Raw genomic sequence first — 23159 nt, 5'->3', positions numbered from 1 at the left:
GTCCGTCCTGCAGATCTCCGAGGCTTGCTAGCAGGTGTCAGCTGTTGTAGTCCGCGTTGTAACGGTCGAGGACCTCGTCGATCGGTGCGTCGAGGACGAGTGCACCCTTGTCGAGGTAGAGCCCTCGCGTGCAGAATCGGCGGAGGTCCTTCTCATTGTGTGACACGAAGAACAGGGTGCGTCCGCCGTCGAGGAGCTCCTCGATGCGTTTGTAACACTTCTCGCGGAACGCTCGGTCGCCGACGGCAAGGACCTCGTCGACCAGCATGATGGGCTCCTCGAGCTGGGAGATCACAGCGAATGCGATGCGGACCTTCATACCGCTCGAGAGGTGCTTGTACGGTGTGTCGACGAAGTCGGCGATCTCGGCGAACGCGATGATGTCCGCGAATCGCGAGTCGATCTCCTTCCGGGACATCCCATGCAGTCCGGCCGTCAGGTACACGTTGTCGCGCACCGTGAGGTCGTTCACGAAGCCGCCGGTGATCTCGATGAGCGGAGCGACTCCGCCGCGAACGCCGATGACGCCCTCATCCGGCAGGACGACGCCTGCGACGAGCTTCAAGAGCGTCGACTTGCCTTGGCCGTTCCGACCGACGACGCCGATGGCCTCTCCAGCGGCGACGTCGAATGAGACGTGCCGCAGCGGCCAGAACTCGCCGGGACGAGAGCGCCGGTCGCGACCGGCGAACAGGTCCTTGAAGCTGCGTCGACCACCTCGATTGCGTCGGAAGCGGATACCCGCGTCGCTGACCGAGATCGCCGACCGGATGTCGGGGGAGGACGGCGTCGGCATCAGATCTCCTTCAAGACGGAGCGCTCACAGCGCTTGAAGACGAGCAGTCCGACGGCGAGGATGACCGCTGACATGCCCATGGAGATGCCCACGAGGTACCAGTCCAGTTCCTGCGGGAAGAAGGCCGAGCGGTAGAGGGCGAAGATTCCGCTGAGCGGGTTGAACGCCGCGAGCGGCTCGATGCTGTCGGGGAGTGCCGTGGTGCTGTAGATGATCGGCGTCGCGTAGAACATGAACCGCAGGATGAGCTTGACCGCTCGTTCCAGGTCGCGGAAGAAGACCACGAGTGGCGCGACGATGAGGCAGAGACCGACCGTCAGGACGCACTGGATCACGATCGCGAGTGGGAACAGGAGGATGTCCACGTTGACCGTCGCGCCGCTGAAGATCGCGAACGCCGCGAGCACCGGAAGAGCCGCGAGGAACTCGATGCCTTTCGAGAGCACGATCCGGTTGACCCAGATCGTTCGCGGGATGGTGGTCGACCTCACCAGCTTGGCCTCCCGGATGAACGCACGGGTGCTGTCCGAGATGGAACCGGTGAACCACATCCACGGGAGGAGGGCTGCCAGCAGGAAGACGATGTAGGGCTCCTCGCCGACATCCCGGCTGAACACCTGGGTGAAGACGAACCAGTAGATGCCGCTCATGACGAGCGGGTCGAGGATCGACCACACGTATCCGAGAGCGCTCGTGGAGTAGCGCACGCGCAGATCGCGGACAGTCAGGATCCAGAGCGCGTGGCGGTATCGTGCCGATCGCGACATCCTTGGCCGCACCTCAGCAGAAGAACTCACGGGACCAACCATATCGAGATCGCGCACGAACGCCGCCCTCGACGCTCAGCGTCGGGACGGCGTTCGGTGGATGTGAGCTGTGCTGGATCAGACGAACAGGTTCGCTCGTTCGAGATCCTCGGCGAAGTCGACCTCGACCGCGTAGAGGTCCGAGATGTCGACAGGCTCGACGAGCATGCTCTCGTGCTCGATCGCGAGCTCGATGCCGCGCTCGAAGTAGTCCTGGTCGCCGACCTTGGTGAGATACCGGTGCAGCATCATCTTGTCCTGCGAGGAGATGTAGTTGATGCCGACCGCTTCGCCCAGGCCGCCGACGACGGTCTTGGAGAGCTCCTTGATGTAGCCCTCGGCGCTCGTGGTGTACTTCACCTCTTCGTCGGAGACCTTGGAGGTGTTGACGGTGACGAAGGAGCGGTCCTTCGCGATCATCGCCGCTGCGCGGTCGAGGACGGCCGGATCGAACACGACGTCGCCGTTCATCCAGAGCACGCCACCCGCCTGCGATGCCGCGAGGGCACGCATGAGGCTCTTGGAGGTGTTGGTCTGGTCGTACTGCTCGTTGTAGACGAACGATGCGTCGGGGAAGGCTTCGATGATGTGCTCGAGCTTGTAGCCGACCACGATCGTCACCTTGGCGCTGGCGCCGAACGCGTGGTGGATGTTGTCGAACTGCTGCTGCATGATGGTGCGGCCGTCGTTCAGCTCGGTCAGGGGCTTGGGCAGGGAGCGGCCGAGACGGCTGCCCATGCCTGCTGCAAGGATCACTACCTGGGTGGTCACGATGTTCTCCTCAGTGTGGGTATGGAATCACGCGGTGCCACGATGCTGTGGACGATTCACCGAGGATTAACCAAGACGTGCATTGAAAGACACTCCGTTATGCCAAAATATAGGCTAGCCGGGGTGAACTGCGCCTGTCATGAGTTCTCAGGGTCCGTTGTCGTTTTGTGATCGACCACCCGGCGTTTACACAGCTTGGGGGAGTCGTGTCAACTGTTCATCCTGTGACTCCGCTGTCCGCCGAGGCGTCCGCTATTGGTAGGTTTGCTTGGTGACTTCCACGACTCCGCCAGATCCCGCTGAGCAGCCCGCGCCTGCTGACGGCACACCGACGAGTCCGCGCGCTCCGATGGATGTCCCGACCGTCGACGCGGCTTCGACCGAGGCTCCTGACGCCACCGCCGCGCCGACGCCGCCCAAACGTGCGCCACGGACCACCGGCAGGACGACCGGCGCCGCCAAGGCCCCTGCGAAGCGCCCGGCTCCGGACGCAGCCGGGTCGACGAACGACGACGAATCGGCACCGACGACGAAGAAGCCGGCGGCACGCTCGACCACCGCCAGAACGTCCACCACGAAGACGACGGCTGCGCGTTCCACGTCGGCGAAGGCGCCGACGAGCCGCACCACCGCGGCGAAGCGCACCCCGGCCAAAGCCGCATCGGCCCCTGCTGACGACGGCCCGACGGATGCACAGGGCGAGGGGATGCCGACGACGAAGGCGCCGCGCGCCACGACGCCACGGCCCGCGGCGGCGAAGGCCGGAACCCGGTCGAGCACCGAGAAGTCCACGACGACCGCAAAGTCGACGACGACACGCACTCCGGCGAAGCGCACTCCCGCTCGCACGAGCACCCCGCGCACCCCGGCGGCGAAGAAGGCGGAACAGACTGCCGCCGCCGCGGGCGTCCTCGACGAGGTCCGCGCTCCAGAGGCCCCGGACGAGATGTCCACGGATGCCCTCGCGGGAGCATCGATCCAAGAACGCGGATCCTCTGCACCGTCTGTCGCGGAGTCGTCTGCTCCCGAGTCGCCTGCATCTACATCACCTGTATCCGAGCCGTCCGCATCCGGTTCCTCTGCCGCTGCGCCGTCTTCCTCCGAGTCGTCCAGCGCTACTCGTCCGGCACCGGCTGTGGCCGAGGTCGCCGCAGCGACAGCCCCGTCGGAGCCCGACGCCCGGGCCCAGGCCGTCGTCGACGCGCCCGTCCTCCCCGCGGCACCGGAAAGCGCTCCGGTGGCTCCCGTCAAGCGGCCAGGCCGTCGCCCGGGGACGAAACCGTCCGTTGCGCCCACCCGGGCGCCCGCTCCCGCTCCCGCCCCTGATCTCGAACCGACCACCGGCGAGCAGCCGGTCGTCCTGTCGATCAGCGGCCTGGTGAAGCAGTTCGGTGACACAGTGGCTGTCGACGGTGTGAACCTCGAGGTCCACCGCGGTTCCTTCTACGGCATCGTCGGGCCCAACGGTGCAGGCAAGACGACCACCCTCTCCATGGTCACGGGCCTGTTGCGCCCCGATGCCGGGACGATCACCGTCCAGGGGGTCGACGTCTGGCGCGAGCCCGAGCAGGCGAAGCGCGCGATCGGCGTCCTGCCCGACCGCCTGCGCCTGTTCGATCGCCTCACCGGGAGTCAGCTGCTCTACTATTCCGGAGTCCTGCGCGGGCTCGACCCCACGACGGTCAAGGCCAGGACCGCCGATCTGGCTCGGGCGTTCGGCCTCGATGACGCCCTCGGTCGCCTCGTTTCCGATTACTCGGCGGGCATGACGAAGAAGATCGCGTTGGCCGCCGCACTCATCCACTCGCCTCGCGTGCTCATCCTCGACGAGCCGTTCGAATCGGTCGACCCGGTGTCCGCCGCGAACGTCATCGAGATCCTGCAGCGCTACGTCGCGAACGGCGGAACGGTCGTGCTCTCGAGCCACGGCATGGACTTCATCCAGCGTGTGTGTGATCACGTGGCCATCATCGTGCAGGGCAAGGTGCTGGCAGCCGGGTCCGTCGACGAGGTACGCGGAACGGGGACGCTCGAAGAGCGCTTCGTCGAGCTCGCCGGGGGCCGCAAGTCGGCAGAGGGAATGGAATGGTTGCACAGCTTCTCCGACTGAAACTGCAGCTGACGCTCAACGCGTTCCGCCGCAGCCCGTGGCGCCTGGTCGGCCTCGTCCTCGCGGTCGCGATCGGCGTGTGGCTCGTCGTGCTCGCTGGCACCGGGCTCGTCGCGCTCCGGCTCGTCGACCCCGAAGTCACCCGGAACCTGCTCGTGTTGGTGGGTTCGGTTGTCGTGCTCGGATTCATCGTGCTCCCGCTGGTCTTCGGCGTGGACGACCAGCTCGACCCTCGCGCGTTCTCGCTCTTCGGCCTCCCGAACCGCTCGCTGTCGGGCGCGCTGCTCGCCGCATCGCTGATCTCGGTCCCGTCTCTCGTCCTGTCGGTCCTCACCGTCGCCGCGGTCGTCACCTGGTCGAGGTCCCCGTTGCCGGCGATCCTGGCCGTCTTCTCGGCTGTGCTCGGAGTGCTGCTGTGCGCGCTTCTGGCGCGGATCGCCACCTCGATCTCCGCCAGCCTGCTCTCCAGTCGTCGTGCCAAGGAGGTCATGGGCGTCCTCGGGCTCGTGCTCATCATCGCTGTGAGCCCGGCGATCATCGCCTTGACCACGGTCGACTGGCAGACCGACGGCTTCGCCGTCCTGGGGCGCACCGCCGACATCCTCAGCTGGACGCCGTTCGGCGCAGTGTGGTCCTTCCCCGGCGACGCGGCAATCGGTGGCATCGTTCCGGCCATCGTGAAACTCCTCCTGACCGCCGCGACCATCGCGTTGCTATGGCTCGCTTGGCAGGCCTTCGTCGCACGGCTGCTCGTCGCTCCTGAACGTGTCGGGTCGGGTCGCGACACCGCAGGCCTCGGATGGTTCGACGTGCTCCCCGGGCGGCCGTCCGGAGCGATCGCGGCCCGCAGCATCACGTACTGGCTGCGCGACCCGCGATACCTCGTCTCGCTCGTCATCATCCCGATCGCGCCGTTCATCTTCTTCGTCCCGATGCTCGTAGCAGGGGTCCCGATGAACGTGCTCGCGCTGGTCCCGCTCCCGGTCATGTGCCTCTTCCTCGGCTGGCTGCTGCACAATGACCTGGCGTACGACTCCACGGCCGTCTGGTTGCACGTCGCATCCGGCGTGCGTGGCCGGGCGGACAGATTCGGACGCCTCTTCCCGATGCTGCTCATCGGGATCCCGCTCATCGCCGTCGGCTCGACGCTGAGCATCCTGTTCTACGGTGACTGGGACGCCTTGCCGTCCATGATCGGCGTGAGCACCTGTCTCCTGCTGAGCGGCGCGGGTATCGCCAGCTTCGTCTCCGCGCGCTTCCCGTATCCGACCTCGTTGCCGGGCGACAGCCCGTTCCAGCAACCCCAGGTCCCCGGGAGCAGCGGCCTCTCCGCGCAGTTCCTGAGTCTGCTGGGTACCGCTGTGCTCACGGTGCCAGCCGCCTGGCTCGCCGTGCTCGGGCTCGTGGGCGAGCCCAACTGGAACTTCGGCGCTCTCGCTGTCGGCGTCGGCACGGGAGTCCTCGTCCTCATCATCGGGATCCTCGCCGGCGGGCGCGTGTTCGACAAGCGGAGCCCGGAGATCGTCGGCTTCGCGACCTCGCACTGACCGGATTCCTTCGGACCATCCGCAGCGTCCGGCAGGACACCGATGCGTCCTCCGGCAGTACCATGGACCCATGGCGCAGTATGACAGCACGAGGCAGCAGATGAGCACGATCGACCCTGGAGATGTCCCCGACGGCGGTGGCACGGCGATCATGGATCGCGAGCTCGAGGAGCTCATCGAGAGCGAGAACATCGAGCCCGGTGACCACGAGCGGTTCTCCCACTACGTCAAGAAGGAGAAGATCCTCGAGTCGGCTCTGAGCGGCAAGCCCGTCAAGGCGCTGTGCGGCAAGAAGTGGACCCCCGGGCGTGACCCCGAGAAGTTCCCGATCTGCCCCGCGTGCAAAGAGATCTACGAGAAGCTGCTGCGCGACTGATCGCTGCGGCGAGCGCTCACCCCTCGAGGTAGACCGTCGGCAGGACCGGGTCGCCCCTCGTGAGGCTGACGGCGCGAGGAGGCAGCTCCTGCACCGCGCGGATGCGGTGCTCCCGCGCACGACGCGTTCCAGCTGCGCCGAGATAGGTCTCGTCGACGAGGCCGCCCTCGACGAGCGGCACCATGAGCTGGCGCTCCGAGCTGCCGTCGGCGGCCCCTTCGTGCGCACCTCCCGGGCCATCGCCGAGGTAGATGCGCTCCTCCCGAGCGACGCCGGCACGATCGAGCCCGCGTGCCGCGGTCTTGCGGCCGCCGACGGTCGCCTTGTCGGCGGACTTCTTCGCGACGCTGACCCAATCGCCCTGGTCGTCGCGATGGGCGACGAGCTTGTAGACCATGCCCATCGCGGGAGATCCCGACCCCGTGACCACCGACGTGCCGACGCCGTAGGAGTCGACGGGCGAGGCGGCGAGGGCCGCGACAGCGTGCTCGTCGAGGTCGTTCGTCACCGTGATCCGTGTGTCGTTCGCGCCGAGTTCGTCGAGCAGGCGCCGGACCTGGCCGACGACGATGGGCAGGTCGCCGGAGTCGATCCGCACCGCTCCGAGCTCGGGGCCCGCCAGCCGGACACCCAGGCGGACGGCCTCCTCGATGTCGTAGGTGTCCACGAGCAACGTCGTTCCTGACCCCATCGTTTCGATCTGGGCGCGGAAGGCGTCCTCCTCAGTGTCGTGGAGGAGCGTGAACGAGTGTGCTGCGGTGCCCATGGTGGGGATGCCCCAGCTGCGCCCGGCTTCGAGGTTCGAGGTGGCGCTGAACCCGGCGATGTAGGCGGCCCGGGCGGCGGCGATCGCCGAGCGTTCACCGGTGCGCCGGGAACCCATCTCTGCGAGTGGCCGGGTGCCGGCTGCTGAACTCATGCGCGCGGCGGCCGTCGCCACGGCGCTGTCGTAATTGAAGACGCTCAGCGCGAGTGTCTCGAGGATGACCGCCTCTGCGAAGGTGCCCTCCACCACCAGGATGGGGGAGCCCGGGAAGAAGACCTCGCCCTCCTGGTAGCCCCAGATGGACCCGGAGAAGCGGTAGTCGGCGAGCCAGTCGAGGGCGGCGTCGCTGACGACCGCCTCCTCCCGCAGCCACTCGAGTTCGGATTCACCGAAGCGGAACTGCTTGAGGAGTTCGAGGAACCGGCCGGTGCCCGCGACGACGCCGTAGCGGCGCCCTCCGGAAAGCCGTCTGGCGAACACCTCGAAGAGACACTCGCGATCCGCGGTGCCGCGACTGAGCGCGGCATCCAGCATCGTGAGTTCGTAGCGGTCGGTGAGAAGAGCTGAGGACTCGTGCACCCGCTCAGCCTAGCCTCGTAGCGCGCTCCCGCGACAGCAGCCGAGCGCGGCTCAGGGAACCTGGCGGCCGGCGCGGTAGGCTGGATCATCGTGAACGACGCACCTATCGGCATCTTCGACTCCGGCGTCGGTGGACTCACCGTGGCCAGGGCCGTCAGCGACCAGCTCCCCGCCGAGTCGGTGATCTACATCGGAGACACGGCGCACTCGCCCTACGGGCCGAAACCCATCGCGGACGTCCGCCGGTATTCGCTCGACGTGCTCGACTCGCTGATCGATCAGGGCGTGAAGATGCTCGTGATCGCCTGCAACACGGCGTCGGCGGCGATGCTCCGCGACGCGCGCGAGCGATACTCCGTGCCCGTCGTCGAAGTGATCCAGCCCGCGGTCCGCACGGCGGTCCGCAGCACACGCAACGGCAGGATCGGTGTGATCGGCACCGAGGGCACGATCAACTCCCGCGCGTACCAGGACCTGTTCGACGTCAATCCGGAGCTCACCGTCTTCGGCCAGGCCTGCCCACGCTTCGTGGAGTTCGTGGAGGCCGGTGTCACGACTGGTCCGGCCCTGCTCGAAGCGGCGGAGGAATACCTCGCGCCCCTGCGGCACGCGGGCGTCGACACCCTCGTGCTCGGGTGCACGCACTACCCGTTCCTGAAGGGCGCGATCAGTTACGTCATGGGGCCGCAGGTGTCGCTCGTCTCGAGTGACACCGAGACGGCGAACGACGTCTACCGCGTGCTCGTCACCCGCGATCTGCTGCGCGAGAGCAGCGAGCCCGCCACGCACCGGTATGAGGCGACCGGTAGCAGTGCCGACGACTTCATCGCTCTCGCCAACCGCCTCATGGGGCGCGAGATCTCCACCGTGTCGCTCGTCCAGACGGGCGTGATCGACCTTCCCATCCACGCATCCGAGGAGCACTCCAATGACTGACACCCTGCGCGCCGACGGCCGCTCGAACGACCAACTGCGCCCGATCACGATCGAGCGAGGATGGAGCGAGCAGGCGGAGGGTTCGGCGCTCATCACCTTCGGTCGGACGAAGGTCCTCTGTACTGCCTCGTTCACCAACGGTGTCCCGCGTTGGCTGAAGGGGAAGGGCTCCGGTTGGGTGACCGCCGAGTACTCGATGCTGCCTCGGTCCACGAACGAGCGGATGGATCGTGAGGCGGTGAAGGGCAAGATCGGCGGCCGCACCCATGAGATCTCGCGGCTCATCGGGCGCAGCCTCCGTGCCGTGATCGACACCAAGGCGCTCGGGGTGAACACGATCGTGATCGACTGCGACGTCCTGCAGGCCGACGGAGGGACCCGCACGGCGGCGATCACCGGCGCGTACGTCGCACTCGCCGACGCGGTCGAGTGGGCGAAGGGGAAGAAGTTCATCGCGCAGAAGTCGTCTCCGCTGACCGACAGCATCTCAGCGGTGTCCGTCGGTATCATCGACGGCGTACCCATGCTGGATCTGGCATATGTCGAGGATGTACGCGCTGAGACGGACATGAACGTCGTCGTCACGGGCGGCGGTTCCTTCGTCGAGGTGCAGGGCACGGCGGAGGGCGCGCCGTTCGACCGCCGAGAACTCGATTCGCTCCTCGATCTCGCCGTGGGCGGGGCCGCGACCCTGAAGACCATCCAGTTCGAGGCGCTCGGCCGCTGATGACGATCGAGATCGTGCTCGCGACGCACAATCAGCACAAGGTCGAGGAGTTCCAACGGCTCCTGTCCCGCGATGTACCAGGGGTCACCGTCGTCGCATACGACGGACCGGAGCCGGTCGAGGACGGAACGACCTTCAGCGACAACGCGCTGATCAAGGCTCGTGTCGCCGCGGAGCACACAGGCTCGATCGCTCTCGCGGACGACTCCGGCATCGGCGTGGAGATCCTGGGGGGCGCGCCCGGGATCTTCTCGGCGCGCTGGGCCGGTTCGCAGCACGACTCCGCGGCCAACCTGGCTCTGTTGTTGGATCAGCTGCGAGACGTGCGGGAGGAGCATCGGGCTGCCTGGTTCGCGTGCCACCTGGCGCTCGTCGTGCCTGCTGGCATCGACGGGATCGCGCCGTTCGAACACGTCGCCGTGGGGATCTGGTCGGGTGCGCTCGCGACCCGGACGCGGGGCGAACACGGCTTCGGCTACGATCCGGCGTTCATCCCGGCCGGGGACACCCGGAGCGCGGCCGAGCTGTCGCCCGCGGAGAAGAACGAGCACAGCCATCGCGCATTGGCGTTCCGCGAACTCGTGCCTGTCCTGCGTGGGCTCCTCGGCTGAACCGGCTCAGCTCCGGCGGTCTTCGATCACGGGCGACCGCGGTCCGACGCTCAGAGGCGTCGGCAGCTCCAGTAGATCCGCTCCCGGCGTGAACGAACCGAGGATCCGCGGTGCCCGCACGTCGCTGCCGGCGACCGCGTCGACGCTAGCCCGCCCGCCGGGTCGAGGTCGTACGCCGCGAGCGGCACGTCCGGCGGGACGACCATGATGTCGGCGATGCCGCCAGCGTGAGGGCGGCGCCGGATGAGCCCGGAACCTTCTGCAGTTGAGGATGATGTTCAGCATCATTCCTATCTCGGCATGAACCCTTCCGGAGGGCGCCCGAAGCTCGTACGGTGGAGGCATCATGGGTCACGATCACTCGCACGCCGGCACAGCCAACCGCACCAGACTCGCGATCGCGATCGCGATCATCGCCACGGTGCTGGTCGTCGAACTCGTCGGAGCCTGGGTGAGCGGATCGCTCTCGCTGCTCGCCGACGCAGGCCACATGCTGTCGGACCTGACCGGGTTGATCATCGCGCTCGTCGCGACGATCGTCGCCGCTCGACCGGCGACCGACCGTCAGACCTTCGGGTATCAGCGCGCGGAGGTCTTCGGCGCGCTCATCAACGGCCTCATCCTCGTCGCCGTCGCGATCTCGGTCCTGGTCGAAGGCGTCTCGCGGTTGCTCGACCCGGCTGAAGCCGAGGTGCAGAGCCTGCCGATGCTGATCGTCGCCATCATCGGCCTGATCGCGAACATCTGCGCCCTGCTGGTGTTGCGCGGGGGCAAGGAGACCTCGATCAACATGCGGGGCGCCTACCTCGAGGTCCTCGGAGACATGCTCGGATCGGGTGCGGTGATCATCGCTGCGGTCGTGATCATGACCACCGGGTTCGCTCAGGCCGACGCAATCGCGTCACTCGCGATCGCCGCCATGATCGTGCCGCGTGCGTTGTCGCTGTTGCGCGACGTCGTCCGTGTCCTCAGCGAGTCGGCTCCCGCTGACACCGACGTGCAGGAGATCAGGGATCACCTGTTGGGGACGGTGGGCGTCGTCGCCGTGCACGACGTACACGTGTGGCAGATCACCTCCGGCCACCCGGTGTTCTCAGCGCACGTGGTGGTGTCGCAGGAGGTCTTCGCGCTGGGTGGAACAGGGGAGCTGCTCGATCGGCTGGGTTCGTGCCTGCACGACCACTTCGACGTCGAACACTCGACGTTCCAGCTGGAGCCCGAGGAGCACGCCTCCCACGAGGACTCCCACCACCGCTGACGCTACGGCGTCTCGGTACCGCGGTCGCGCTTGAAGACGTCCTCATTGGCGAGCCTCGTGGCGGCCGCGCGACGTTCCTCGTCGGTGATGGTGCCTTGGAGAGCCTTCGCCTTCCGATTCGACTGGATGTAGTGCCACACGGTCGGGATGAGTGTCAGCACCACAGCGGCGATCAGGATGATGTCGATGTAGTTCTGCACGAACGTCGCGACCGGCGGGATGTACCCGAGCAGATAGCCGAAGAGTGTGAGACCCGCACCCCAGATGAGCGCGCCGATGAGGTTGTACAGCGAGTACTTACGGTAATTCATGTGACCGATACCCGCGGCGACGGGGGCGAACGTGCGGACGATCGGGACGAACCGCGCGAGGATGACAGCCAGTGCGCCGAACCGTTCGAAGAAGGCGTTGGTCCGCTCGACGTTCTTGATGCTGAAGAGCCCGGATTCCTTCTTCTCGAACACCCGCGGTCCGAGTTTGTGGCCGATGAGATAGCCGACCTCCCCGCCGAGGAAGGCGGAGAACCCGATGGCCAGGCACACCCACCAGATGTCGATGTCGATGAGCGGAGCCGAACCGAATGCCAGGAGCCCCGTGATGACGAGAAGCGTGTCGCCTGGGAGGAGGAAGCCGATCAACAAGCCGGTCTCGGCGAACACGATCGCGCACACGAGGACCAGCGCCCATGCACCGGCTCCGGCGATGAGCGTTTCCGGGTCGAGCCAGGGGATGAGTGCGGTGTGGACCATGCGGAGCTCCTGCTATCGAGGGAGAGGGCGGTTGTACGACGATGTCTCGTGCGGGAGAAGGGACTTGAACCCTCACGCTCGAAAGCACAGGATCCTAAATCCTGCGTGTCTGCCAATTCCACCACTCCCGCGGGCGTTCTCATTCTACGGGAGCGCACTCGTGAACGGCCTGTGGCTCGCTGCTGCCGCGCGCGGTCTGCTCCGTGTATGCTCGGCACCATGCGAACGACGTGTGCAACGGGCTGGTGGCCCGCCTCCTAGGCGGACCGCGCACGTGCACACACGACGACTCGACCGCCTGACAGGGCGGTCGTTCTCGTTCGGCGGCCCTGTCGGATCGGTCCCAGCCTGAGGACACCACCATGACCACCCTGCTCCACCGCGTACTGCATGCCGGCCCCGACTTCCCGTTCGCCGTGCTCCGACGTCACGGAGGCGACTCCGTGGACCTCTACACGGGCGACGTCGTCGACGTCGACTCGCTCGCGGACATCCCGCTCGGTGAGCCTGGCGAGACCCGTCAGCCCGAGGTGCTGACGCTCGTCCCGTACCGTCAGGTGCGGGAGCGCGGGTTCGCGGCGATGGACGACGGGGCGCCGCTGCGCTGCCTCATCGTCAGCGAACGGGAGACAGTGTCGCTTGCCGAGCTGGTCGAGCAGTTGCCGGAAGATGCAGTGCCGCTCCTCGACGGCGGCTTCGACGTGTCCGACGACGACTACGCGACGATCGTCCGCAGGGTCATCGAGGATGAGATCGGGCGCGGTGAGGGCGCCAATTTCGTCATCCGCCGTGAGTTCACTGCGACGACCGAGGTGCCGGCGGAGCGAGCAGTGCTCGCCTGGTTGCGTGCGCTCCTCCTCGGCGAGACCGGGGCCTACTGGACCTTCGCGGTCCACACCCCCGGAGTGTCGATGGCCGGCGCGACGCCGGAGCGGCATGTCGCGGTCGCTCGGGATGCCTCCACCGGCGAACGCACCGTCACGATGAACCCGATCAGCGGAACGTTCCGTCACCCGCGCTCAGGCGCGACCGGCGACGATTTCCGCGCCTTCCTCGGCGATGTCAAGGAGACCGAGGAACTCTTCATGGTCGTCGACGAGGAGATGAAGATGATGAGTCGGGTGTGCGCCTCGGGCGGGCGCATCCTCGGCCCGTACGTCAAACAGATGTCGCGGTTGACACACACGGAGTACCTCCTTGCAGGAACGAGCGAACTCGACGTCCGCGAGGTCCTCAGGCTCACCATGTTCGCCCCGACGGTGACCGGTTCACCGATGCAGAACGCCTGTGCTGTCATCGCCCGCCACGAGCGCAACGCTCGCGGATACTATTCAGGCGTTCTGGCATTGTTCACGCCGCTCGGTGACGGCGACTACGAGCTCGACGCCCCTATCCTCATCAGGACCGCGTACATCGATGACGCGGGTCTCGTCCGTGTGCCGGCCGGGGCGACGCTCGTGCGCCACTCCGATCCCGTGTCCGAAGTCGCCGAGACGGCTGCGAAGGCGGCCGGTGTGCTCACCGCGCTCGGAGTGATGGCGCCGGCGGAGCTCGGACCGACGGTCGACCTCGCGGCGGAACCCGGCGTGGAGGTCGCCCTCCGCGCCCGCAACGAACGACTCGCCCCATTCTGGTTGCAGCCGCAGCACCCGGCGCCGGTCGGCTCCCTCTCCGGACGCACGGCGCTGATCGTGGACGCCGAGGATGAGTTCACCGCGATGCTCGCGCATCAGCTCAGGCACTTCGGCATGACGGTGTCGGTGGAGCACTGGTCAGCCGTGTCCGACCCACGACCGGAGGTCGACCTCCTCGTCGCAGGTCCGGGCCCCGGAGACCCACTGGACCTGTCCGACCCCCGCGTCCGCCGCCTCCACGACGTCGTCTCGGCACGACTGGCCGCAGGTGCACCACTGCTCGCCGTCTGCCTCAGTCACCAGGTCCTCGCCATCCAGCTGGGTCTGCCGATCGCGCGACTCGACGCACCCCGGCAGGGGCTGCAGTTGGAGCTGGACCTGTTCGGTGAACAGTCCCTCATCGGCTTCTACAACACGTTCACGGCCCGAGCGGAGGGCGGCCGGGCGGCCACCACCGGAGTGGAACTGGCAGCCGATCCCTCGACCGGCGACGTCTTCGCCATGCGGGGGCGCGGCTTCGCCTCCGTGCAGGGTCACCTCGAATCGGTGCTGTCCCGCGACGGCCTCCGCACGCTCGGGTCCCTCGCGGGGCACGCGCTCGCCGGTGTCGATTCCCCGGGGCTCGAGGAGGCGATCGCGGTCACACGGTCCTAGGGGTGTGCCCGCTGGTGAGGCGGGACCCGTCAGGCCTCCGCCTGATCGAGGGTGACGAACGGCGCGACGTCCGCGAGGAGCGGGCCGAGGCCGATGTCGATCAGGCGGACGTCGCCCGCGAATGCCGAACCCGGCGGCGTCAGTAGACCGGCCTTCACCGCGCCGAAGGTGACGGTGACCTCAGCAGGCAGGACCGCGCCTTCCGGCACGGTGCCCTCATCAGGGTCGATGCCGCTCGGTACGTCCACGGCGACGACCGTCGGGCCGCCAGCAGACTGGACGACCGGCAGGACCGCCTCGACGATCGCCTTGGGGGCGCCGCGAAGGCTCGGATTGCGACTCGCGCCGATACCGAAGATCGCGTCGACCACGAGGGCGGCGTCCTTCGCCTCGTCGGCCACGTCGCCGGGTTCGGCGGGGGAGCTCACCAGGAAGCGCACGCCCGCCTCGACCGCGGCAGCGTATCCGGCTTCGTGTGCATGATCGCCGGTCCGTGCGACGACGAGTTCGAGTGGCAGATCCCCAGGACCGTGCCCGCCCGCGAGCTCCGCCGCGGCGTGCAGGGCGTCACCGCCGTTGTCACCGGAGCCGACGAGGAACAGGAGCTTCCAGGTGTCCGGTCGGTCGGCCGAGTCGTCGAGCTCAGCGTCTCGGTCCGCGAGGACGTGCAGCAGCTCATCGGCAAGGCCGTGCGCGGCGCGGGCCATGAGCGGCTCACCTGCATCCATGAGTGGCGCCTCGGCTGCGCGGACCTGGTCTGCTGTGTACCCGTTCATCATGCTGGCCACTCTTCCTGGTCTGTGCCGCAGCTGCAAGCGCCACTGGATCGCGGGCGCCTGCGGGGTTAGCATGCCTGCATGTGCCGGAACATCCATACTCTCCACAACTTCGAACCCGCTGCGACGGACGCCGAGGTGTCTGCTGCAGCGCTGCAGTACGTGCGGAAGATCAGCGGATCGACGAGACCGTCGCAGGCGAACGCCGAGGCCTTCGACCGCGCTGTCGCCGAGATCGCGCACATCACGCAGCATCTGCTCGCTGACCTCGTGACCAACGCGCCACCGAAGGACCGAGAGGTCGAGGCGCAGAAGGCGAAAGAGCGTTCAGCGAAGCGCTTCGCGACTGCGTGAGCCTGGGTTCAGCGCGGTCCTGTGGATAACTTCGGAGGCGGTTCGTCGGGGTTCGCCATGATGGCGGCATGCGGACAGCGCGTCTTCGTCGCCAGGTCTGGCGTATCGGAGCTAACGTAATGATGTCGGTCGCGCAGTGGGAGCGCCGCGTCATTGGTGAGCGCACGTCCGCGGCGATGCAGCCTGCGAAGCGAGCCGGTCGACACAGGGGCCGGGTGTCAGCGCTTCCACCGCTCACAGGTCACCGTCTGATCACCCTCCGCCTCACGCACCGTCTCGCCGCCACAGCAGACGCATTGAACACCGAAGGCCCCACCACAGCGACGGGCTCAGCATGGACCGGAAATGCAGTCTGCAAGGCGCACAGCCGCCTTATGAGGGGTTAGTCGAGCGGGCTTAGACGCGGATTCGAAGTCGGTGGCAACTCCCACCCATGCCGCTCATGGACGCCCCGCGTGAGGTCCACAGCATGAGTTTTCAACCCGTCAAGTGCTTCCTTGTCGTACCCAGCGTTGCGCAACAGCCGGAGATTCTGGCTGAGCGCCTGCGTCCAGCTGATGAGCGGGTCTAGATTCTTGAGACGCGGTGGGCGAAGCCCTCCTGTGACCAGCCACGGCTGATCCGGAGCTCACGCACACGAGCATCAAAGGCGGCACTGTGGGGAGGAAGAGACACCCATCCACGCTGACGCTATGACGGTGTTCGTCCCGGCCGGTCTCAGGATCGAAGCGACCGCGAACGCGCGCAGCGTGTTCTGGTAGCGGAACCACGATCGATCACGGGAACGGTCGATTGCCTCGGTCGACGAAGCGCGGGATGAACCGGAACAGCAGGAACGCCCCGAGGAGCCCGACGCCTCCGATCGTGCCGGCGGCGAGGGAGATCGAGGCTATGGCCGCGATGCCGGCATGCAACATTTCGTTACTGAAGCGTAATATGGTAAGCGTAGTGGAGAGACATATGCTGAATCCCACGGGCGCAATGAGGCGCTCCGAGACGAAGGGAATGAAGCATGTCCTGGAAGAAGCAAGGAACTGGATTCGGAGTTGCTGTCGCACTGGCCGCTTCGTTCTCGGCGGGCGGAGGAGCGGCCGCGATGGCGCAGTCGGCCGATGTTGACCCCTCACCGGAAGCCGCCGCACTGGAGTCACAGGGCGTGCTGCAGGAACTCGGAAGCGAGCCCCCGGATGTGCCCTCCGCCAGTTACCTGGATGCCGCTCAAGGTCTTCTCATTCCATCGGGTGGTGGACAGGAACTTCGGGTGACTCCCGAAGATGCGGACTCTCCGACGCAGGACCCATCCGGCCTGCTTGTCTACGTCCAGAACGACGGAGCATTCATGCACCCCGTCCTCGAGTCGTGCCCGTAGTCCGGATCGGAGACTCTCGTGTCCTCCTGGCAGATCGAACTCAAGCTAGCTGTGCGTCGCGGACCGTTCGCCTACATCTACTGGGGCGTCGTAGCATGTGGCGTCATCGTGGTCGTGGGATCTTTCTGGGCGTCGCAACAGTTCCGGTCGATTTCGGGACCGATCGTCTTCGGTGTCGTTTTCGTCCTGGTGGCAATTCGCTACTGGATCGCAGTGAGGCGCAGTAGGCGTCCGAACAGACGAGAGTGACCAGGAGCAGGTCTGATCGTGGCGTGATGCTGCTCTGGGCGCTGCATCACGCCACGATTGCGCGCGCAAGCGAGGTCGAGGCGCAGAAGGCGAAGGAGCGTTCAGCGAAGCGCTTCGCGACTGCGTGAGCCTGGGTTCAGCGCGGTCCTGTGGATAACTTCGGAGGCGGTTCGTCGGGGTTCGCCATGATGGCGGCATGGGGACAGCGGCAGAGGTCATCACGGCGCGCGTGCGCGACCGTGTGCGCGAGGAGTTCGGTGAGACGCGTCGTCGTGGGGGAGCGGGCAGGATCGCCCGCGAGGAGGTGCGCCGGTACAACGAGCATGCGCTGAGTGACGCTACGCCCCTGGTCGACGACGAACAGGGGATGACGAGCGAGGTGCTCGCCGCGGTCACCGGGTTCGGTGCGATCCAGCCTCTGCTCGACGATCCGAGCGTCGAGGAGATCTGGATCAACGAGCCGACGCGCGTCTTCGTCGCCAGGTCCGGCGTCTCGGAGCTGACTGACATCCTGCTGACCGACGGAGACGTCCGCGACCTGGTCGAGCGCATGCTTCGCGCGACCGGGCGGCGGGTCGACCTGGCGAACCCCTTCGTCGACGCCTCGCTGCCGGACGGGTCCCGCCTCCACGTCGTCATCCCGGACGTCACCCGTCGCCACATGTCGGTGAACATCCGGAAGTTCTCGGCTCGGATCCGCGACCTCGGGCAACTGGTGGCCGCCGGTTCGATGAGCTACCAGGCGGCGGAGTTCCTCCGTGCCCGCATGACGGCAGGAGCGAACATCCTGGTGTCCGGCGCGACGCAGGCCGGGAAGACGACGATGCTCGGCGCTCTGATCGCGGCTCTCGACCCGGCACTGCGGATCGTCACGGTCGAGGAGACCTTCGAACTCGCCCCCGGAAACCGCGACGTCGTCGCCATGCAGTGCCGCCAATCGAGCCTGGAGGGCACGGGGGAGATCACGCTGCGCAGACTCATCAAAGAAGCCCTGCGCATGCGCCCCGACCGCATCGTCGTCGGCGAGGTCCGAGAGGCGGAGAGCCTCGACCTCCTCATCGCACTCAACAGCGGACTCCCCGGCCTCTGCAGCATCCACTCGAACTCCGCACGCGACGCCATCGGCAAGCTCTGCACGCTGCCGCTCCTCGCGGGGAGGAACATCGACTCCGCCTTCGTCCGCCCGGCCGTCGCCTCCTGCATCGATCTCGTCGTGCACTGCGAACTCGACCGCTCCGGACGCCGACGGGTTGCCGAGATCATCGCGGTCGGCGGGAGCGGAGAGGCCCACACGATCGAGGCGTCAACGCTCTTCGAACACCGGGAAGGCGAACTCAGGGCGACCGGCCGCTTTCCGCTCCACGATGACAAGTACCGCGCGGCCGGCATCGCGCTCGCACCGATCCTCTCCGCGGGCGAACGGTGAGCCTCGTGTTCGGGGCAGTGCTCGCCGCGGGCCTCTTGCTCGTCATCGCGCCGTGGTGGTGGCCCGAGCCGGAACCTCTCGCGACAGTGCTCGAGCGCTGGCGACCGATCTCCGCGCTCCGAGAGCTACTCGTGCTCGCAGGGCTGCCCGGTCGGTACTGGGCGGCCACCATCGTGCTCTCCCTCCTGACCGGTCTCGTCGCGGGTTCGATCGTCCAAGCGCTGTGCCGGGTGGTTCCGCTGAGCGTGGTCGTCGCTGTCGCAGGTCTCGTCGCCCCGGTGCTCATCCTGCGCACACGGGCGACCGCGAGACGGCGTCTGCAGCGCGGATTGTGGCCCGACGTCGTGGACCACCTGCTCTCCGCGATCCGCTCCGGGCTTGCGCTGCCCGATGCGGTCGCGGCACTCGCGACCGTCGGTCCAGCACCGCTCCGCCCGGCGTTCGCAGCGTTCACCGCCGACTACCAGGCAGCGGGGCGGTTCGCGGACGGCCTGGACGACCTCAAGGTCGCCCTCGCCGACCCGGTCGCCGACCGCATCCTGGAAACGGTCAGGATGGCTCGCGATGTCGGAGGGACCGAACTCCCCGCGGTCCTGCGCGCCCTGTCTGCCGGACTGCGCGAGGAATCCGCGGTCCGCGCCGAAGCGGAAGCCCGACAATCCTGGGTCGTCAACGCCGCGAGGCTCGGCGTCGCAGCGCCCTGGCTCATCCTGCTCCTCCTGTCGTCAAGGCCGGAAGCTGCTGCTGCCTACAACTCCCGGGAAGGAGCGGTGCTCATCGTCGCGGGCGTCGTCGTGTCGGCGCTCGCATACCAGGCGATGCTCCGCGTCGGACGGCTCCAAGCGGAGCGACGGTGGTTCCGATGAGCCCGGACGCCGGCTGGGCCATGTGCTTCGGTGCCCTCCTGGGTCTCGGCCTGTGGGCACTCGCCATGCTGCTCCCACCACTGCGGCGTCCGCGGCTTGCCGATCGCATCGCCCCGTACATCGCCGACATCTCCTCGACCGCCCGATCCACAGCCGCCCGACGTTCCACGGACCCACTGCCGGTCGTCGGCGCGCTCCTCGTCCCCGTGCTCCGAGCGCTCCGATGGGCTCTCGGACTCGTCGGAGCGGACCAACACCTCGTCGTCCGTCGTCTCGGGCAAGCCGGTGGGCCGGCGCTCGAGCACTATCGCCTCCTGCAACTCCTCTGGGCACTCACCGGTTTCGCCACAGCCTCGGCGCTCGCCGTCTTCTCCTACAGCAGCGGCCGGTTCCCTCTCCCGCTGGCGGCGCTGCTGCCACTGCTCGGAGCGGTCCTGGGCATCGTCCTGCGTGATCAGCTCCTTGCCCTCGCAGCCTCCCGACGGCTGGCGCGTATCGAGGAGGAGCTGCCGACGGTCCTGGAGTTCCTCAGCCTGAGTCTCGCTGCTGGCGAGGCCATCACCGACGCCTTGGATCGTGTCGCACGGATCGGGTCGAGCGGCGAACTCGGCGGGGAGTTCCGACGTGTGATGGCGGAGGTGTCGACGGGCGTGCCCTTCGCGACGGCACTCCGCGAGTTCGAGGCCAGACTCGCGATGCCCGTGCTCTCCCGGTGCGTCGACCAGATCCTCGGCGCCCTCGAGCGCGGCACACCGGTCGCCGCTGTGCTGCTCGACCACGCGCACGACGGCCGCGACGCAGCGAAACGCCGCCTCCTGGAATCCGCCGGCAAGAAAGAGGTCGCAATGCTCCTCCCGCTCGTCTTCCTCATCCTTCCCCTGTCGATCATCATCGCCGTGTTCCCAGGAGCGTTCGTGCTCCGCACGGGCTTCTAAACGAAAGGTCACCATGTCCATCCCCTCCTTCTTGCGCCGCGCTGCGACGCGCAGTCGTTCCCTGCTCAGCGATGAACAGGGCGACGTCCCCGGCTGGGTCCTGATCACCCTGATGACCGCGGGCCTCGTCCTGCTCATCTGGGGTGTCGCCGGTCCTCCCCTGACCCAGGTCTTCGAGCAGGCCATCGAGCGTGTGTCCGGGATCTGAGTGCCGCGCGCCGACTCGGCGCCATCCGGCCTGGGGCATCGGCTCCGAGGACGGCTCCGCTGTAGCCGAGTTCGTGTTCGTCGGAGCGATGCTGACGGTCCTCATGATGTCGGTGGTCCAGCTGGCCCTGGCGCTCCATGTCCGGAACACCGTGATCGACGCGGCATCGGAGGGCGCGCGTTTCGCAGCGCTTGCAGACACCGCGTTGTCGGAGGGCGAGGACAGGACCCGAGAGTTGATCGCCATCGCCGTGGGGACGAACTACACGGAGTCGATCGAGGCGACACTCTCCGACCGCGGCGGCGTGAGCATCGTGACCGTCGCCGTTCGTGCGCCCCTCCCGATCCTCGGGCTGATCGGAGCTCCCGGGCTCCTGGAGGTGGAGGGACATGCCGTCCTCGAGTCCCTGTCCTGATCAGAGACACAGACCGTCGGCGTCGCTCCGAGGAGATGACGGCTCCGCGTCGCTCGAGTTCATCACGGTCGGACTCGTCCTGCTCGTTCCGCTCGTGTATCTGGTCGTCGCCATCGCCGGTGTCCAGGGTGCCGTCCTCGCAGCGGACGGAGCGGCGACGCAGGCGGCGAAGCTGTATGCGCGGGCGGGAGACGACGCACTCGGCCGTCAGCGTGCCGAGGACGCCCTGGCTCTGACGCTGCTCGACTTCAGTCTCGATCGTGAGCAGGTCTCCATGCGTCTCGACTGCGCGCCGAGCTCACGACCCTGTGGCCAGCGCGGTGGTACGGTCACCGTCACGGTGACCATCCCGGTGACGTTGCCACTCGCGCCGGACCTCCTCGCGATCGGGCGAGCGATCCCCGTCGTCGGGACTGCGACCGCACCGATCTCCCGCTTCGGCGATCACACGGGAGACGCGGAGTGAACGGTGAGCGCAGCGGCCGACGGCGCTCCGGGTTGCGATCCGAGGACGGTTCCACCATCATCCTGACCATCGGGTTCGCGGCCGTGGCGCTCGCGCTCGTCTTCGTCGGTGTCGCCGCGACCTCGCTGTACGTCGAGCACAAACGGTTGCTCGCGCTCGCCGACTCGTTGGCGGCCACCGCAGCGGAGTCGTTCTCCATCGATGAGGTCGTGCTCCTGGCCGATGGCAGCGTCCGGCCGGTGCTCGACGATGCGCGCGTGCGGCGAAGCGCCCGTGATGCTCTCGCGCAGAACGGTCAGGGTGAGTTGAGCGGTGTCGTCATCGACGACGCGGTGACGACCGACGGCCGGAGCGCCGAGGTGACGCTTTCATCGGACTGGCATCCGCCGATGCTGACGGTGTTCGTCTCGGCCGGTCTCAGGATCGAAGCGACCGCGAGTGCGCGCAGCGTGTTCTGGTAGCGGAGCCGCGATCGATCACGGGAACGGTCGATTGCCTCGGTCGATGAAGCGCGGGATGAACCGGAACAGCAGGAAGGCCCCGATAAGGCCGACGCCTCCGATCGTGCCGGCGGCGAGGGAGATGGAGGCTACGGCCGTGATACCGGACATCGCGAGGGGAGCTGCCGCCGTACCGGCGTCGCCCAGGAATCGGTATGCGCCGAGGAAGGGAGCGGGGTGGTCCGGCGGTGCGAGGTCGGAGCCGATCGTCATGAGGATGCCACTGCCGAGCCCGTTCGACAGGGCGAGGACCAGTGCCACGGCGATGAACCAGACTTCGGCGCCATCCAGGTCGTGTGTGAACGCCAGGACGATGAAGCCGGTCCCGAGGCCGATCATCGACGGGACGGCGGTCCAGATCCGTCCCCAGCGGTCCATGATCTGCCCGCTGGCGTAGAACAGGGCGAACTCCACCGCTCCGACGACGCCGATGATCAGTGCGGTGTCGGTCTCCGAGACGCCGATGCTCACCGCCCAGAGCGGGAGCAGCACCGCACGACAGGAACGCAGGGCGCCCACGAGCGCTGCTGTCGTGCCCATCCGCGTCAGCACTGCGGCGTGGGCACGGATCGAGGCGATCAGGCCTGTCGACTCCTCGGCGGCGAGTTCCTCGCCCTCGGTGCGCGACTCGCCGTCAGCGGACCGGGTGGCTGCGGGCCTCCCGAACATCTCGGCAGGATCAGGCAGCACCAACAGGGTGATCGCGGAGCCGGCGCAACAGATGACCATCACCCAGAACGCGGCCTGCGAGGTGCCGGTGAGATGGATGACACCGGCCGCGAGGAACGGCCCGATGAAGGTGCCAGCCCGGAACACGCCGCCGAGCGAGGAGAGCGCCCGTGCGCGATACTTCACCGGCACGTACGTGGTCATGAATGCGTGACGCGCCAAACCGAACACCGCGGTCGCAAGCCCGATGCAGAAGATGCCGACCGCGAGCACGAAGGGGTTCGGCGAGATCGCCGCAGTCGCGACACCGATGACGGCGAGCAAGGCGGCCCACATCATGGCGAAGCGTTCGCCGATCCGGCTGACGATCCACCCTGACGGGACGTCGCCGACCAGCTCGCCGAGCATGATGAGTGAGGAGATCACACCGGCGACCGCGAGCGTGGCGCCGAGGTTCCCGGCAACGGCGGGGATGATCGGGATGATCGCGCCTTCACCGATCGAGAAGAGGAGGGTGGGGAGGAAGACCGCCACCGCGACGGAGCGCAGGTGGAACGGGCGTTCGTCGGAAGTCATCCCTTCGATCGTACGCCCGGGCACTGCGCG

At 67.4% G+C, this 23159-nt stretch carries 26 protein-coding genes and 1 tRNA gene; 17 read left to right on the top strand and 10 right to left on the bottom strand.

Features of this window, described 5'->3' with window-relative positions; translation table 11 throughout:
* Positions 1-37 precede the first annotated feature (37 nt).
* From ABMA10_RS14020 to ABMA10_RS14005, 4 genes are all read right to left on the bottom strand, one after another.
* Positions 38-796: an ABC transporter ATP-binding protein gene (locus ABMA10_RS14020; protein ID WP_347866538.1), complete on the bottom strand. Its 759-nt coding sequence runs from the start codon at positions 794-796 to the stop codon at positions 38-40.
* A complete protein-coding gene (locus ABMA10_RS14015) occupies positions 796-1563 on the bottom strand; it encodes an ABC transporter permease (RefSeq protein ID WP_347866539.1) in 768 nt (255 codons plus the stop codon). Before ABMA10_RS14015 ends, ABMA10_RS14020 begins: the two co-directional genes overlap by 1 nt.
* Before the next feature lie 117 nt (positions 1564-1680).
* Positions 1681-2373 carry a phosphocholine cytidylyltransferase family protein gene (locus tag ABMA10_RS14010; protein ID WP_347866540.1) on the bottom strand — a complete coding sequence of 231 codons (693 nt, stop codon included), beginning with the start codon at positions 2371-2373 and terminating at the stop codon, positions 1681-1683.
* 252 nt (positions 2374-2625) lie between these two features.
* On the bottom strand, positions 2626-3327 hold the full coding sequence (locus ABMA10_RS14005) for a hypothetical protein (RefSeq protein WP_347866541.1): 702 nt from the start codon (positions 3325-3327) through the stop codon (positions 2626-2628).
* 181 nt (positions 3328-3508) lie between these two features.
* Between ABMA10_RS14005 and ABMA10_RS14000 the strand changes: the two genes are divergently transcribed.
* From ABMA10_RS14000 to ABMA10_RS13990, 3 genes are all read left to right on the top strand, one after another.
* Positions 3509-4483, top strand: coding sequence for an ABC transporter ATP-binding protein (locus ABMA10_RS14000; RefSeq protein WP_347866542.1), 975 nt, complete (start codon positions 3509-3511; stop codon positions 4481-4483).
* A complete protein-coding gene (locus ABMA10_RS13995; RefSeq protein WP_347866543.1) occupies positions 4459-6030 on the top strand; it encodes a hypothetical protein in 1572 nt (523 codons plus the stop codon). Before ABMA10_RS14000 ends, ABMA10_RS13995 begins: the two co-directional genes overlap by 25 nt.
* Before the next feature lie 100 nt (positions 6031-6130).
* Positions 6131-6406: a DUF3039 domain-containing protein gene (locus ABMA10_RS13990; protein ID WP_347866568.1), complete on the top strand. Its 276-nt coding sequence runs from the start codon at positions 6131-6133 to the stop codon at positions 6404-6406.
* Positions 6407-6422: 16 nt separating this feature from the next.
* On the opposite strand, the gene ABMA10_RS13985 is transcribed toward ABMA10_RS13990, so the two are convergent.
* Positions 6423-7751 carry a nicotinate phosphoribosyltransferase gene (locus tag ABMA10_RS13985; protein ID WP_347866544.1) on the bottom strand — a complete coding sequence of 443 codons (1329 nt, stop codon included), beginning with the start codon at positions 7749-7751 and terminating at the stop codon, positions 6423-6425.
* A gap of 90 nt (positions 7752-7841) precedes the next feature.
* On the opposite strand from ABMA10_RS13985, the gene murI reads away from it, so the two are divergent.
* The 4 genes from murI to ABMA10_RS13965 all read left to right on the top strand — a co-directional run bounded on the left by murI (position 7842) and on the right by ABMA10_RS13965 (position 11283).
* Positions 7842-8687 (top strand): glutamate racemase, encoded by an 846-nt coding sequence (gene murI, locus ABMA10_RS13980; RefSeq protein WP_347866545.1) that lies wholly within the window; start codon positions 7842-7844, stop codon positions 8685-8687.
* Positions 8680-9414, top strand: a complete 735-nt coding sequence (rph, locus tag ABMA10_RS13975; RefSeq protein WP_431030629.1) for a ribonuclease PH — start codon at positions 8680-8682, stop codon at positions 9412-9414. The genes murI and rph overlap by 8 nt, the downstream gene beginning before the upstream one ends.
* Positions 9414-10025: an RdgB/HAM1 family non-canonical purine NTP pyrophosphatase gene (gene rdgB / locus ABMA10_RS13970; RefSeq protein WP_347866547.1), complete on the top strand. Its 612-nt coding sequence runs from the start codon at positions 9414-9416 to the stop codon at positions 10023-10025. The genes rph and rdgB overlap by 1 nt, the downstream gene beginning before the upstream one ends.
* A gap of 346 nt (positions 10026-10371) precedes the next feature.
* Positions 10372-11283, top strand: coding sequence for a cation diffusion facilitator family transporter (locus ABMA10_RS13965; protein ID WP_347866548.1), 912 nt, complete (start codon positions 10372-10374; stop codon positions 11281-11283).
* Between the two features lie 2 nt (positions 11284-11285).
* Here ABMA10_RS13965 and ABMA10_RS13960 read toward each other — a convergent pair whose 3' ends face one another.
* Positions 11286-12032 carry a DedA family protein gene (locus tag ABMA10_RS13960; RefSeq protein ID WP_347866549.1) on the bottom strand — a complete coding sequence of 249 codons (747 nt, stop codon included), beginning with the start codon at positions 12030-12032 and terminating at the stop codon, positions 11286-11288.
* 49 nt (positions 12033-12081) lie between these two features.
* Positions 12082-12163 (bottom strand) — tRNA-Leu (locus ABMA10_RS13955).
* 231 nt (positions 12164-12394) lie between these two features.
* On the opposite strand from ABMA10_RS13955, the gene ABMA10_RS13950 reads away from it, so the two are divergent.
* Positions 12395-14320 (top strand): chorismate-binding protein, encoded by a 1926-nt coding sequence (locus tag ABMA10_RS13950; RefSeq protein ID WP_347866550.1) that lies wholly within the window; start codon positions 12395-12397, stop codon positions 14318-14320.
* 29 nt (positions 14321-14349) lie between these two features.
* Here ABMA10_RS13950 and ABMA10_RS13945 read toward each other — a convergent pair whose 3' ends face one another.
* Positions 14350-15099 carry an NAD(P)H-hydrate epimerase gene (locus ABMA10_RS13945; protein WP_347866551.1) on the bottom strand — a complete coding sequence of 250 codons (750 nt, stop codon included), beginning with the start codon at positions 15097-15099 and terminating at the stop codon, positions 14350-14352.
* A 78-nt stretch (positions 15100-15177) separates the two neighbouring features.
* On the opposite strand from ABMA10_RS13945, the gene ABMA10_RS13940 reads away from it, so the two are divergent.
* Positions 15178-15450 (top strand): DUF2277 domain-containing protein, encoded by a 273-nt coding sequence (locus tag ABMA10_RS13940; protein ID WP_347866552.1) that lies wholly within the window; start codon positions 15178-15180, stop codon positions 15448-15450.
* A 776-nt stretch (positions 15451-16226) separates the two neighbouring features.
* On the opposite strand, the gene ABMA10_RS13935 is transcribed toward ABMA10_RS13940, so the two are convergent.
* Positions 16227-16367, bottom strand: coding sequence for a hypothetical protein (locus tag ABMA10_RS13935; RefSeq protein ID WP_347866553.1), 141 nt, complete (start codon positions 16365-16367; stop codon positions 16227-16229).
* Between the two features lie 95 nt (positions 16368-16462).
* Here ABMA10_RS13935 and ABMA10_RS13930 point away from each other — a divergent pair, with 95 nt between their 5' ends.
* The 8 genes from ABMA10_RS13930 (at position 16463) to ABMA10_RS13895 (ending at position 21845) form a co-directional block, all read left to right on the top strand.
* The gene (locus ABMA10_RS13930) at positions 16463-16819 is read left to right on the top strand and encodes a hypothetical protein (RefSeq protein WP_347866554.1); all 357 of its coding nucleotides are present in this window, start codon (positions 16463-16465) and stop codon (positions 16817-16819) included.
* A 445-nt stretch (positions 16820-17264) separates the two neighbouring features.
* The gene (locus tag ABMA10_RS13925; RefSeq protein ID WP_431030628.1) at positions 17265-18494 is read left to right on the top strand and encodes a CpaF family protein; all 1230 of its coding nucleotides are present in this window, start codon (positions 17265-17267) and stop codon (positions 18492-18494) included.
* Between the two features lie 5 nt (positions 18495-18499).
* Positions 18500-19360 (top strand): type II secretion system F family protein, encoded by an 861-nt coding sequence (locus ABMA10_RS13920; protein WP_431030627.1) that lies wholly within the window; start codon positions 18500-18502, stop codon positions 19358-19360.
* Positions 19357-20295, top strand: coding sequence for a type II secretion system F family protein (locus tag ABMA10_RS13915; protein ID WP_347866557.1), 939 nt, complete (start codon positions 19357-19359; stop codon positions 20293-20295). The genes ABMA10_RS13920 and ABMA10_RS13915 overlap by 4 nt, the downstream gene beginning before the upstream one ends.
* A gap of 13 nt (positions 20296-20308) precedes the next feature.
* The gene (locus tag ABMA10_RS13910) at positions 20309-20503 is read left to right on the top strand and encodes a hypothetical protein (RefSeq protein ID WP_431030626.1); all 195 of its coding nucleotides are present in this window, start codon (positions 20309-20311) and stop codon (positions 20501-20503) included.
* On the top strand, positions 20487-20918 hold the full coding sequence (locus ABMA10_RS13905) for a TadE/TadG family type IV pilus assembly protein (protein ID WP_347866559.1): 432 nt from the start codon (positions 20487-20489) through the stop codon (positions 20916-20918). The genes ABMA10_RS13910 and ABMA10_RS13905 overlap by 17 nt, the downstream gene beginning before the upstream one ends.
* Positions 20893-21384 carry a TadE family protein gene (locus ABMA10_RS13900; protein WP_347866560.1) on the top strand — a complete coding sequence of 164 codons (492 nt, stop codon included), beginning with the start codon at positions 20893-20895 and terminating at the stop codon, positions 21382-21384. Before ABMA10_RS13905 ends, ABMA10_RS13900 begins: the two co-directional genes overlap by 26 nt.
* On the top strand, positions 21381-21845 hold the full coding sequence (locus tag ABMA10_RS13895; RefSeq protein WP_431030625.1) for a Tad domain-containing protein: 465 nt from the start codon (positions 21381-21383) through the stop codon (positions 21843-21845). Before ABMA10_RS13900 ends, ABMA10_RS13895 begins: the two co-directional genes overlap by 4 nt.
* Before the next feature lie 15 nt (positions 21846-21860).
* On the opposite strand, the gene ABMA10_RS13890 is transcribed toward ABMA10_RS13895, so the two are convergent.
* Complete coding sequence (locus tag ABMA10_RS13890) at positions 21861-23129, bottom strand: MFS transporter (protein WP_347866562.1); 1269 nt, start codon at positions 23127-23129, stop codon at positions 21861-21863.
* Positions 23130-23159: the final 30 nt, after the last annotated feature.

It is taken from the genome of Plantibacter sp. RU18 (genome assembly GCF_050613355.1).
Classification (GTDB): domain Bacteria; phylum Actinomycetota; class Actinomycetes; order Actinomycetales; family Microbacteriaceae; genus Plantibacter.
The sequence above is the reverse complement of the archived record's forward strand: the minus strand, read 5'-3'. Positions and strand labels throughout refer to the sequence as shown.